This is a genomic window from Microbispora sp. NPDC049633 (assembly GCF_040675265.1).
Classification (GTDB): domain Bacteria; phylum Actinomycetota; class Actinomycetes; order Streptosporangiales; family Streptosporangiaceae; genus Microbispora; species Microbispora maris.
Window position 1 is genome coordinate 1 of sequence record NZ_JBFAOO010000222.1, and the last position, 11,512, is coordinate 11,512.

At 73.8% G+C, this 11,512-nt stretch carries 13 protein-coding genes; 8 read left to right on the forward strand and 5 right to left on the reverse strand.

Annotation, left to right across the window (positions count from 1 at the left end):
* A partial coding sequence (locus AB0J39_RS34060) for a LysR family transcriptional regulator (RefSeq protein WP_363472318.1) occupies positions 1-305 on the reverse strand: 305 nt, incomplete at its 3' end.
* 76 nt (positions 306-381) lie between these two features.
* Here AB0J39_RS34060 and AB0J39_RS34065 point away from each other — a divergent pair.
* Entirely contained in the window at positions 382-1,092 is a 711-nt protein-coding gene (locus AB0J39_RS34065) for a hypothetical protein (RefSeq protein ID WP_363472320.1), read from the forward strand.
* On the opposite strand, the gene AB0J39_RS34070 is transcribed toward AB0J39_RS34065, so the two are convergent.
* Complete coding sequence (locus tag AB0J39_RS34070; RefSeq protein ID WP_363472321.1) at positions 1,061-2,074, reverse strand: LLM class F420-dependent oxidoreductase; 1,014 nt, start codon at positions 2,072-2,074, stop codon at positions 1,061-1,063. The two genes, AB0J39_RS34065 and AB0J39_RS34070, sit on opposite strands and share 32 nt — an antisense overlap.
* Positions 2,075-2,094: 20 nt before the next feature.
* The gene (locus AB0J39_RS34075; RefSeq protein ID WP_363472323.1) at positions 2,095-2,808 is read right to left on the reverse strand and encodes an FCD domain-containing protein; all 714 of its coding nucleotides are present in this window, start codon (positions 2,806-2,808) and stop codon (positions 2,095-2,097) included.
* Positions 2,809-2,896: 88 nt separating this feature from the next.
* On the opposite strand from AB0J39_RS34075, the gene AB0J39_RS34080 reads away from it, so the two are divergent.
* From AB0J39_RS34080 to AB0J39_RS34090, 3 genes are read left to right on the forward strand one after another with little or no spacing between them, the layout of a single operon-like run.
* Entirely contained in the window at positions 2,897-3,634 is a 738-nt protein-coding gene (locus tag AB0J39_RS34080) for a (Fe-S)-binding protein (protein ID WP_363472325.1), read from the forward strand.
* Entirely contained in the window at positions 3,631-5,046 is a 1,416-nt protein-coding gene (locus tag AB0J39_RS34085) for a lactate utilization protein B (RefSeq protein ID WP_363472327.1), read from the forward strand. The genes AB0J39_RS34080 and AB0J39_RS34085 overlap by 4 nt, the downstream gene beginning before the upstream one ends.
* A complete protein-coding gene (locus AB0J39_RS34090) occupies positions 5,043-5,654 on the forward strand; it encodes an LUD domain-containing protein (RefSeq protein ID WP_363472329.1) in 612 nt (203 codons plus the stop codon). Before AB0J39_RS34085 ends, AB0J39_RS34090 begins: the two co-directional genes overlap by 4 nt.
* A gap of 25 nt (positions 5,655-5,679) precedes the next feature.
* Here AB0J39_RS34090 and AB0J39_RS34095 read toward each other — a convergent pair whose 3' ends face one another.
* Positions 5,680-6,747 (reverse strand): Vms1/Ankzf1 family peptidyl-tRNA hydrolase, encoded by a 1,068-nt coding sequence (locus AB0J39_RS34095; RefSeq protein WP_363472331.1) that lies wholly within the window; start codon positions 6,745-6,747, stop codon positions 5,680-5,682.
* A gap of 9 nt (positions 6,748-6,756) precedes the next feature.
* Positions 6,757-7,176, reverse strand: coding sequence for a DUF2795 domain-containing protein (locus tag AB0J39_RS34100; protein ID WP_076435018.1), 420 nt, complete (start codon positions 7,174-7,176; stop codon positions 6,757-6,759).
* A 134-nt stretch (positions 7,177-7,310) separates the two neighbouring features.
* On the opposite strand from AB0J39_RS34100, the gene AB0J39_RS34105 reads away from it, so the two are divergent.
* From AB0J39_RS34105 to AB0J39_RS34120, 4 genes are all read left to right on the forward strand, one after another.
* Positions 7,311-8,399: a GNAT family protein gene (locus tag AB0J39_RS34105; protein WP_363472333.1), complete on the forward strand. Its 1,089-nt coding sequence runs from the start codon at positions 7,311-7,313 to the stop codon at positions 8,397-8,399.
* Between the two features lie 213 nt (positions 8,400-8,612).
* A complete protein-coding gene (locus AB0J39_RS34110) occupies positions 8,613-9,779 on the forward strand; it encodes a sirohydrochlorin chelatase (protein WP_363472335.1) in 1,167 nt (388 codons plus the stop codon).
* A gap of 133 nt (positions 9,780-9,912) precedes the next feature.
* Positions 9,913-10,998: a nicotinate-nucleotide--dimethylbenzimidazole phosphoribosyltransferase gene (cobT, locus tag AB0J39_RS34115; RefSeq protein ID WP_363472337.1), complete on the forward strand. Its 1,086-nt coding sequence runs from the start codon at positions 9,913-9,915 to the stop codon at positions 10,996-10,998.
* Between the two features lie 128 nt (positions 10,999-11,126).
* Positions 11,127-11,512 (forward strand): bifunctional precorrin-2 dehydrogenase/sirohydrochlorin ferrochelatase (locus AB0J39_RS34120; protein ID WP_363472339.1); only part of this gene is annotated, 386 nt, incomplete at its 3' end.

Sequence of the window (11,512 nt, forward strand, 5' to 3'; positions counted from 1 at the left end):
CCCGCCGTGAGGGTGAGCGGGCCGGCGGCGACGGTCAGCGTCCGCGGCTCGGCGGACAGCCGCGCCACGTCCGCCCGCGCGGCCCGCAGCCGCAGCAGCAGGGGCCCGGCGTGCTCCAGCAGGCGTTCGCCCGCCCGGGTCGGCCGTACGGGGCGGCGGCCGAGCAGCGGCACCCCGAGGTCGGCCTCCAGCGCGGCGATCTGCTGGGACACCGCGGGCTGGGTGTAGCCGAGCCGGTCGGCCGCCGCCGAGAACGACCCTTCGGCGACCACGGTCACGAACGTGCGCAGCAGATGAGGATCCATGGGCATCAGCATCTCTTATGGGAACCTTATGAATCATCATTTGTCATTAAGTTCGCACGTCGCCAGCATGGACGCCATGAGACCCCGCATCGCGCTGGTCGGCGACCGGTCGCCCACCGTCCGCTCCCACACCCGCATCCCGCTCATCCTCGGCGCGCTGCGCGAGCGCGAGGGGCTGGACCTCGACGCCTACTGGATCAGGACCGACGAGGTCGCCGGCCTCGGCGGGTTCGACGGCGTCTGGATCCTGCCCGGCAGCCCGTACCGCAGCGAGCAGGGGGCGATCACGGCCGCCCGGACCGCCCGCGAGCGCGCGATCCCGCTGCTCGGCACCTGCGCCGGCTTCCAGCACGCGCTGCTGGAGTACGCCCGTCACGTATGCGGGTTGACCGTCAGCCATGCCGAAAACGACCCCGATGCCCCGAACCCGCTGATCAGGCAGCTGTCCTGCTCCCTCGCCGGGCACGAGGCGGCCGTGCGGCTCACCCCCGGCTCGCTCGCCGAGCGCGTCGTCGGCGCGGACCGCACCGTGGAGCGCTACTTCTGCTCCTACGGCCCCGACCCCGCCTACCTGGAGACCCTGGAGGCCCGCGGCCTGCGCTTCACCGGGCACGACGACGAGGGCGAGGCGCGGGTGGCCGAGCTGCCCGGTCACCCCTTCTATCTGGTCACGCTGTTCCAGCCCGAGCTGGCCGAACGGCAGCCGCACCCGCTGGTCCGGGCCTTCGCCGCCGCTGCCGCCGACCGGGCGGCGCTCAGCCGAGAACCAGATCCCGCACGGCTCTGAGTGTGGGCTCGTCGCGGGGGCCCATGACGAGCAGCGTGGTGACCGGGCTGCGGCGCCACAGCTCCAGCCGCTCCCGGATGCGGCCGAGCGGGCCGAGGAGCGCGATGCCGTCGGCCAGCTCGTCGGGGATGGCGGCGAACGCCTCGTCACGCCGGCCGGCCAGGTACAGCTCCTGGATGCGGCCGGCCTGCTCGGCGTAGCCCATCCTGCCGATGATGTCGGCGTGGAAGTTGCGGGTCTTCGCCCCCATGCCGCCGATGTAGAGGGTCAGCATCATCTTCACGCCGTCCAGCGCGGCCCGCAGGTCGCCGGTCACGACCACCATGACCATGGCGGCGATGTCGAACCCGGGTTTCGCGCCGGCCAGCGCGTCGCCGTACATCGCCTCGATCTTCTCGGGGAAGGCGAACAGCGGCAGCCAGCCCTGCCCGATCTCGGCCGCGAGCGCGACGTTCTTCGGGCCCTCGGCCCCCAGGTAGACCGGGATGTCGGGGCGGAGCGGATGGGTGATCAGCTTGAGCGGCTTGCCGAGGCCGCCGGGCAGCGGCAGCGGATAGTGCGGGCCGGGGCTGGTCACCGGCTCCTCCCGCCGCCACACCTTCCGCATGATCTCGACGTACTCGCGGGTGCGGGCGAGCGGCGCGGCGAACGGCCGGCCGTACCAGCCCTCCACGACCTGCGGGCCGGAGGCGCCGACGCCGAGCAGCAGCCGCCCGCCGGTGAGGTGGTCGAGCGTCATCGCGGTCATCGCCGTGGTCACCGGGGGACGGGCGGACAGCTGGGCCACGCTGGTGCCGAGCTTGATCCGGCTGGTCCTGGCGCCGTACCAGGCCAGCGGGGTGAACGCGTCGCTGCCGTACGCCTCGGCGGTCCACACCGACTCGTAGCCGAGGCGCTCGGCGGTCAGCACCACCTCGGTCGCGTCGTCGGCGTTCCGCTGCCAGTACCCGAGGTTCAGCCCGAGTCTCAGATCATCGGCCACACGCGTGATTAGAACACGTTCTATGAATCCGGGCCAGACTCCGGATAGGCGCGGGCGAGGTGCCCGGCGACCGCGGCCGCCGCCGCGGCGGCGTCGCCGTCCTCGATCGCCCGGTGGATGCGCCGGTGGTCGTCCTGCAAACCGCCGGTGTCGCCGAGCCGTACGACGGCGTCCACGGCGTAGCGGCGCACGGCGTCGCGCAGCGCCCGCATGACCGCCACGATCAGCCGGTTGCCCGACCCCTCGGCGAGGGCCAGGTGGAACGCGATGTCGTGCTCGACGAACTCGGCGGGGTCGCGGGCCGCGTCCATGGCCGCGATCGCCTCCGCCATCCGCGCCGTCGCCGTTCCCGCCGGGGCCGCCGCCGCCCGGGCCGCGGCCCACTGCTCGATCATCAGCCGGGTGTCGATCACCTCGCGCATCGAGAGCGTGGCGAGGCCGAGATGCAGCCGGAGCAGGTCGGTGAGCGCGCTTCCCGGGCGGGAGGTGAGCACCGCCCCGGCGTCCGGGCCCCGGCCCGCCTGCGGCGTGACCACGCCGAGGGTCTCCAGCACGCGCAGCGCCTCCCGGACCGACGACCGGCCGACGCCGAGCTGCTCGGCGAGCTGGCGTTCGCCCGGCAGCCGGTCGCCGACGGTCAGGCCGTCGGCCGCGATGCGCTCCTCGATCCGGGCCAGCACCTCCTCGAAGGCGCGCGGGCGGGCGTCCGTACGCCTGCGTTCTCCGGTGGTCACCGCGGCTCCTCACTCGGGTGTCGCCGGGGGCGAACCAGGATGTATGGTCTGACCATATTTGGTCTGACCATACACGCCGGGAGGGCATGTGCGGGTAGCCCTGTTCGTCACCTGCGTCAACGACACGCTCTTCCCGGACACCGGGCGGGCGGTCGTGCGCCTGCTGCGCCGTCTCGGCGTGGAGGCCGACTTCCCCCGCGCCCAGACCTGCTGCGGGCAGATGCACGCCAACACCGGCTACCGGGACGAGGCCGTACGGCTGGCCCGGCGCAGTGTGGCGGCGCTGCGCGGCTACGACGCGGTCGTAGTCCCCTCGGGCTCGTGCGCGGCCATGATCCGCGAGCAGTACCCGAAGCTGGCCGGGTCGTCCGGTCCTTTCGCCGACGCGGCGGCGCGGGTCGTGCCCAGGACCTACGAGCTGACCGAGTTCCTGGTCGACGTGCTGGGGGTGACCGACGTGGGGGCGTACTTCCCGCACCGGGTCACCTATCACCCGACGTGCCACTCGCTGCGCGGCATCCACCTGGGCGACCGTCCGCTGACGCTGTTACGCCAGGTCAAGGGGCTGGAACTGGTGCCACTGGCGGGCGCCGAGGAGTGCTGCGGCTTCGGCGGCACCTTCGCGCTCAAGAACGCCGACGTGTCGGCGGCGATGTGCGCCGACAAGGCGCGCGCCGTCCTCGACACCGGCGCCGAGGTGCTGTGCGCGGCCGACAACTCCTGCCTGATGCACATCGGCGGCATGCTCGGCCGGCAGAAGGCGGGCGTACGCGTGATGCACCTGGCCGAGATCCTCTGCGCGACCGAGACGGCGGGGGTCCGATGAGCGTCACCTTCCTCGGCATGCCGGCGGACCGCCCCTTCCCCCGCAACGCCGCGAGAGCCGTACGGGACTCGCAGCTGCGGTTCAACCTGCGCAAGGCGACCAGGACCATCAGGGCCAGGCGGGCGAGCGTCGTGGCGGAGGCGCCCGACTGGGCCGAGCTGCGCGAGGCCGGCCGGGCGATCAAGGAGCACACGCTCCGCAACCTCGACCGATACCTGATCCAGCTGGAGGACGCCGTCACGGCGGCCGGAGGCCGGGTGCACTGGGCCGCCGACGCGGCGGAGGCCAACCGGATCGTCGCCGACCTGGTGAAGGCCACGGGCGAGACGGAGGTCGTCAAGGTCAAGTCGATGGCCACCCAGGAGATCGGCCTCAACGAGGCGCTGCTGGAGCAGGGCATCACCGCCTACGAGACCGACCTCGCCGAGCTCATCGTGCAGCTGGGCGACGACCGGCCCTCGCACATCCTCGTCCCGGCGATCCACCGCAACCGCGCGGAGATCCGGGAGATCTTCACCGAGCACATGTCCGGCTGGGGCCGCCCCGCCCCGGAGGACCTGACCGACGACCCCGCCGCGCTGGCCGAGGCGGCCCGGCTCCACCTGCGCGAGCGCTTCCTGAGTACGAAGGTGGCGATCTCCGGGGCCAACTTCGCGATCGCCGAGACCGGCACCCTGGTCGTGCTGGAGTCCGAGGGGAACGGCCGCATGTGCCTCACACTGCCGCGCACGCTGATCAGCGTGGTCGGCATCGAGAAGGTGCTGCCGGCCTGGCGCGACCTGGAGGTCTTCCTCCAGCTCCTGCCGCGCAGCTCCACCGGAGAGCGGATGAACCCCTACACCTCGACGTGGACCGGCGCTGCCGAGGGCCAGGAGTTCCACCTCGTGCTGCTCGACAACGGCCGCACCCGCGTCCTCGCCGACGAGGTGGGACGGCAGGCACTGCGCTGCATCCGCTGCTCGGCCTGCCTCAACGTCTGCCCGGTGTACGAACGGACCGGCGGCCACGCCTACGGCTCGGTCTATCCCGGGCCGATCGGGGCCATCCTGACGCCGCAGCTGCGCGGCATGGGCTCGGAGCTGGACCGCTCGCTGCCCTACGCCTCCTCGCTGTGCGGAGCCTGTTACGAGGTCTGCCCGGTGGCCATCGACATCCCGTCCGTACTGGTGGACCTGCGCTCCCGGGCCCGCCACCCCTGGCCGGAGCGCGCCGGGATGGCGGCGGCCGGATGGGTGTTCGAGCGTTCGGGACGGCTGGCGCGTCTGCAGCGGGCCGGGGGACGGCTGCGCCGGCTCGTGCCCCGCAGGCTGCCGGGGCCGCTCGGCGGCTGGACCGACACCAGGGACCTGCCTGAGGTGCCCCGCGAGTCGTTCCGCGAATGGTGGGACCGCACGGACGGAGGACGCCGATGAGCTCCCGCGACCTGATCCTCGCCCGGGTCCGCCGCGCCCTGGCGGGCGTGCCCGACGCCGGGATCACCCGCGCCTACCGCGGGCCGTCCCCGGCCCCGGGCGAGATCCGCCTGTTCGAGGAGCGGATCCGCGACTACCGCGCCGTGGTCCACGTGGTGGACGAGGCGGGCGCGGCCGGGCGGGTCGCGCGGTCCCTCGCCGGGCGCGGGGCGCGCCGGGTCGTCGTGCCCGGCGGGTTCCCCCCACGGTGGTCGCCCGCCGAAGGTGTGGAGGCGGTCGCCGACGACCCGCCGCTGAGCGCCGCCGACCTCGACGCGGTGGACGGTGTGCTCACGACCTGCGCGGTCGCGATCGCCGAGACCGGCACGATCGTCCTCGACACCGGGCCGGGCCAGGGCCGGCGGGCGCTCACGCTGGTGCCCGACTATCACCTGTGCGTGGTGCGCGCCGCGCAGATCGTCGCGGCGGTGCCGGACGCCGTCGCCCGGCTCGACCCCGCGCGGCCCCAGACCTGGATCAGCGGTCCCTCGGCGACCAGCGACATCGAGCTGAACCGGGTCGAGGGCGTCCACGGCCCCCGCACGCTCGAAGTGCTGATCGTGACTTGAGACCCGCCCAAATCAGAAGCCCGGATCAGAAGCGCAGCAGCGCCCCGATGCCGTCCGGCGACTCGATGCGCGGGACGAACCACAGCTCGGCGTCGGTCGCGGCCACCGCCCGCGCGAGGGCGGCGTCCGCGCGTTCCCGCACGGGCCGCTCGACCCCCCAGGCGGTCAGCTCCGTGGGATCGGTGGACAGCTGCGTGGGCTCGGGCCCGATCCACATCGTGGCCGTGGACGACGGGTCGTCGTGCATCAGCACCGCGCCCACCCGCCGGTCGCGCAGCGCCCGTGCAGTCTCCGTGAGCCCCGTCACGGCGTTGCCCGCCGCGTACGTGTTCAGCAGCTCCTCGTAGCGCCGGTCGGTCCAGGCCCGGCAGGCGCTCTCGACCTCCCGCCGGAAGTGGTCCAGGTCGGCGCCCGGGGCCCGGCTGCCGTGCTCGGCCACCGTCAGCCGCCGTACGACGTCCTTGGCGAGGTAGTCGGTCACGAGCGAGCGGGCCTTGGGATCACCGGCCAGCACCACGACCTCCGCGCCGATGCCGTGCGCCTCCTTCTCGACGACCTCGGCGACGGCGACGGCGTTGCGGCGCCAGGTCTCCTCGACCTCCCGCTCGAAGTTGCCCTGCGACCAGCCGCCCGCCCCGGTCTTCTGAAGCGGCCCCTCCGCCACCTCCACGGTCAGCTCCCGCCGACGCCCGTCGGCCACGACGACCACCTCGCCGCCGGCGCGGTCGGCCAGCACCTCGATGTGCGGCACGTGCTCGCCGCGCTGCGCGAGCAACGGAACCACGTGGGGGAGCGGCGACCACCGCGCGGTCTGCCGGCGCGGACGGTGGGCGAGCGCCTCGGTGAGCACGACCTCGCCCTCCCCGGCGAAGACCGCGCGCCCCGGCGCGGCCCACACCGGATCGAGCATCAGCTCGCCGATGGGCTCGAGGGCCGAGGCCGGGGCTCCCTCCTCGGCGAGCCGGTCCCTGAGCTGGGCCCACCGGCGCTGGACCACGTTGGCCGCGCCTTCGGACGACCGGTCGGTGTCCACGTATACCGAGGCGTACGGGCCGCTCCGCTCGTACAGCCCGCGGATGAAGTCCAGTCTCACGGGCCCTCCCTACCAGCGCTGACGTTCCACTCCGAGTCCGAGTGCCTCCGCCACCTCCGCGATGTTGTGGAACGTCATCTCGGGTAGCCGCCGTACGGCGTCGATCACGGCGTCGGGAGCGTTCTTGTGCTCGGCGTGGGCGAGCAGCTTGGCCGGGTCGGCGGGGAAGCCGGCGTCGCTGAGCCAGGTGGCGAGATGGCTGCGGCGCTCCACGTCGGCGGGGGTGATGCCGAGCGGTGTCCCGGGCTCGCGGCCGGGCGGGTGCCGGCGAGGCGGCGACATGTCCTCCTCGGGCTGCTGCGTCGGCTCGGGCTCGCGCCACTCCTCGACCCGGGTGCGTCCGGCGCCCTGCACGAGGCCTTGCGTCTCGTGCTTCTGCTCCTCGTCGAGCCGGCGGCCGTGTTTGTCGCTGCCGCGCTGGATACTCATGACCTCACCTCCCGATTAGGGTCACTGTCGTGCCTCGTACCCGGACCGCCTGCCCCAAACATCGGGAGCGGTGAGGCCGTGTCCCACATAATCTGCGGCGAGCGGAAAATCCACTCGTGTGATGGAGTGACGCATTGTTCGACGAGCGGCTGACGGTCAACACCGAACGGCTGATCCTGCGGCCGTTCGGCCCGGGAGACGCGGGCCAGGTGCGGGCGATCATCGAGGACGGCGCGCACCTCACCGCGCTGCCGCCGGGCGCGCCCGGGCACGCCTCGGGCATCGCGCAGTGGCTGTCGTACGGCGTGCACGAGCTGTGGCGCTCGGGTCAGGGCATCCACCTCGCGATGCACGCGCGGGAGGGTGTGGCCGGGTCGATCAGCGTCTTCAAGACCCAGTGGGGCGCGGGCACCGCGGAGGTGGGATACGGCGTGCATCCCGCCCACCGCGGCCGGGGATACGCGACCGAGGCGGTCCGCGGGCTCGTCGGCCGCCTGCTCGGGGAGGGCCCGCTGCGCCGGATCGAACTGCGGGCCGACGCCGGCAACCTCGCGTCGATCAGGGTCGCGGAGAAGGCCGGCTTCACCCGTGAGGGACTGCTGCGCGGCGCCGGATTCGAGGACGACGGCCCGTACGACCTCGTGGTCTTCGGCCGGCTGCGCGGCGACGAGCGGGTCGTGCCGCGCCGCAGGATCGAGAGCGAGCGGCTGGTCCTGCGGCCGTTCGCCCGGCACGACGCCTTCGACGTCGTCGACGCGGTCAAGGGCGATCCCGAGATCGCCCGCTGGATGACGTGGGCCGAGGGCTACACGCTGGAGCGCGCGCTGGAGTGGTGCACCCGGCTCGCGCACGCGAACGGCCCCGGCTATGGTGGCAACTTCGCGATACAGCCGAAGGACGGGGAACGGCTCGCCGGAGCCATCGGCGTGCAGCGCGAGGACCATGAGCGCGGGGACGCCGAGCTGGGATACTGGGTCGCCCCGTGGGCCCGCCGCAGGGGGTACGCGGTGGAGGCCACCCAACTGGCCACGGCCCACCTGTTCGACCTCGGATTCCACCGGGTCCATCTGCTGGTCGCGACGGGAAACCGTGCCAGCCAGGCGGTCGCGAGGAAGGCCGGGTTCATCGAGGAGGGCATCATGCGGCAGGCGCTGCCGGTCCCGGGTGGCTGGGCCGACGCCGTACTCTTCGGCATGCTCAACGGGGAAATTTCATGGCAATAGGTAAAGAATCGCCCTAGTCGCTGGGCCGCTCGGTCAAGCGGCCACCATGATTGAGGGCCGGAAGGCTATCCTCGCCAGCCGTGAGCCTCCCGCCGGCCGGCGAGCGCGCGTCCCGACGCGGGAGACCCGGTCCGGCGCGCTCGGGCGAACCGGCCCGGACGGCGAGCGGGGATTGTGAACGGACGCAGGTCAACTGCAGGGGAGATCGACCAGATGAAACCGCCGCTGCTGCTCATCGGCCACGGCACTCACGATGAGACCGGCGTCGCCGAGTTCGGCAGGTTCGTTCACCGCCTCCGCTGCCGCCTCGACGGGCTCCCCGCCGAAGTGAGCGGCGGCTTCATCACGAACGCCCGCCCCCCGCTCGGCGACTCCATCGCCTCTCTCGTGGCCCGGGGGCACCACCACCTGATCGCGGTGCCGCTCAGCCTGACCGGCGACCGGCGCGCGCTCGGGGACATCCCCGGCACCATGGCCCTGGAGCAGGAGCGGCACCCGACGCTCGAATACGACCTCGGCCGCCCGCTCGGACCCGACCCGCGCGTGCTCAAGCTGCTCGCGGAGCGGCTCGCCGACGCCCGCGCGGAGATGCCGCGGTTCGTGAGCGACGAGCCGCCCGCCGAGATCGCGCCCGGTGAGACCGCGGTCGTCCTGGTCGGGCACGGCTCCACCGACCCCGCCGTCAACGCCGAGGTCCACCGGGTCTCGCGGCTGTTCTGGGAGACCCACGCCGCCGACCTGCTGACCGTGGAGACGGCCTACGTCTCGCACACCCGCCCGGGCGTGCCCGGCGGCCTGGAGCGCTGCCGCAGGCTCGGCGCCAAGCGCGTGATCGTCCTGCCGTACGTCCTGTTCGCCGGGGCGGTCCTCGAACGCATCTGGGCGCAGGCGCTGGCGTACGGCGCCAACCACGAGGGCCTCGACATCCGCTGCGCCGAGGTGATCGGCGACTGCGAGGGCCTCGCCGACGTGGTGATCGAGAGGTACGAGGAGGCGCTCGCCGGGGGCGGGCAGTCCTCGTCGCCGGCCGCGAGCCGCCCGTCCACCGTCCTGCCGCTGACCCGGCCGTTCCCCACGCGGCGCGCGGAGCCGGACATGAGCCCCGCCGCCGGGGCCGACGCCGGCCTCGTGACCGCCATCGGCGCGCGCCTGACCATGGCCAGGGACGCCGAACCCGAGCCGCTGGATCTGGAGCAGCTCGACCTGGACGTCCTCGACGTGGAGACGCTCGAGGCCGAGATGCCCGAACCGGAAGCGGAGGGCGAGATCGAGACGGATAGCATGATCGGCGTGGCCGGCCGTGGCGAGGCGGGGGAGGAGCCCCGCGACGACGCGCCGGACGGGCCCCTCGCCCAGCCCGGAGTCGCCAGCGCCGTCTGACGCGCCCGCCGGTCCGTGTTCCGGCGGCCGCCCGGCCGGAGCCGGTGAGCAGGGGGCCGGAATCAGAGGGCCGGAATCAGGGGCCGGCATCGGGGCGCCGCGGCCGGACCAGGTGGCGACAGAAGGAGAGAGCATGACGTCCCTCGGCGAGACGATCGGCGCCATCCGCCCGGTCGAGCCCGGCCCCATGGCGGAGGCCAGGGCCCACCAGGACAGGCTCACCAAGCCGAGCGGCTCGCTCGGGGTCCTCGAGGACGTCGCGGTGCGGCTCGCGGGCATCGCCGGGACCTGCCCGCCGCCGCTCCCGTCCCCGGCCGCTCTGGCGATCTTCGCCGCCGACCACGGCGTGCACGCGCAGGGGGTGAGCCCCTGGCCGCAGGAGGTCACCGCGCAGATGGTGGCCAACTTCACCGCGGGAGGAGCGGTCGCCAACGCCTTCGCCGCCGAGGTGGGCGCGTCGGTGACGGTGGTGGACGTGGGAGTCGCGGCCGACCTGCCGCCCGCGCCCCGGCTGCTCGCCCGCAAGGTCGCGTACGGCACGGCCGACCTGTCGCAGGGGCCCGCGATGACGCCGGAGCAGGCCGGCGCCGCCCTGGCCGTCGGCGTCGAGATCGCCCGCGACCTGGTGGACGCGGGCGCGCGCTGCCTGGTGACGGGCGACATGGGCATCGCGAACACCACCGCGTCGGCCGCCCTGATCTGCGCGTTCACCGGCAGGCCCGCCGCCGGGGTCACCGGGCGGGGGACCGGCGTCGACGACGCCACCTACGAGCACAAGATCGAGATCGTACGGCGGGGCCTGCGGGCCAACGGCATCGCCGAGGCGGGAGCCGTACCGGACGGGCCGGACGCGGCGCTGCGCGTGCTCGCGGCGGTCGGCGGCCTGGAGCACGCGGCGATCGCCGGTTTCGTGCTCGGCGCCGCCGCGGCCCGGGTGCCCGTCATCCTGGACGGGGTGATCGCCGGAGCGGCGGCGCTGGTGGCCGGCGGGATCGCGCCCGACGCGATCGGCTACTGCCTGGCCGGACACCGGTCGGCCGAGCCGGGCCACGCGGCGGCGCTGGCCCACCTGGGCCTCGACCCGCTCGTCGACCTGCGGCTGCGTCTCGGCGAGGGAACGGGCGGGCTGCTCGCCCACCCTCTGGTCAGCGCGGCGGCGCGGGTCATGCACGAGGTCGCCACCTTCGACTCCGCGGGCGTGGCGGACAAGGGACAGTGAGTCCGCCTGGGCCCGCGGGGCGACCGACCTGTGGACTCACAAGTCTCAACCGGTGAATGTCGCCCGAGCCCAGCGGGTAGGTTTGCCTCCTAACAATGCACGCTTTACGCGATAGGGAGACTGGGGTCATGGCGCCCTACCTGCTCGGCCTCCGCCTCGATGGGCGGCGTGTTCTCGTGGTCGGCGGCGGACGCGTCGCACAGCGGCGGGTTCCCGCGCTGCTCGACGCCGGAGCCTCCGTCACCCTGATCTCGCCCACCGTCACCCCGGCGCTGGACGACCTCATCGCCGCCGGGCGGGTGATCTGGGAACGGCGGCCGTACCAGGTCGGCGACTGCGACGGCGCCTGGCTCGTGCACGCCTGCACCGATCAGCGCGACGTCAACACCGCGGTCGCCGGCGAGGCCGAGGCCAAGCGCATCTGGTGCGTGCGGGCCGACGACAAGGACGCCTCCGCGGCCTGGACCCCCGCCAGCGGGCGGGTGGACGAGGTCGGCGTGGCGGTCACCGCCTG

Excerpts from the sequence above, each read along its gene's own strand:
- AB0J39_RS34065 (WP_363472320.1), top strand. The coding sequence starts at position 382 with ATGAGACCCCGCATCGCGCTGGTCGGCGACCGGTCGCCCACCGTCCGC.
- AB0J39_RS34085 (WP_363472327.1), top strand. The coding sequence starts at position 3,631 with ATGAGCGTCACCTTCCTCGGCATGCCGGCGGACCGCCCCTTCCCCCGC.
- AB0J39_RS34090 (WP_363472329.1), top strand. The coding sequence starts at position 5,043 with ATGAGCTCCCGCGACCTGATCCTCGCCCGGGTCCGCCGCGCCCTGGCG.
- AB0J39_RS34100 (WP_076435018.1), bottom strand. The coding sequence starts at position 7,176 with ATGAGTATCCAGCGCGGCAGCGACAAACACGGCCGCCGGCTCGACGAG.
- AB0J39_RS34110 (WP_363472335.1), top strand. The coding sequence starts at position 8,613 with ATGAAACCGCCGCTGCTGCTCATCGGCCACGGCACTCACGATGAGACC.
- cobT (WP_363472337.1), top strand. The coding sequence starts at position 9,913 with ATGACGTCCCTCGGCGAGACGATCGGCGCCATCCGCCCGGTCGAGCCC.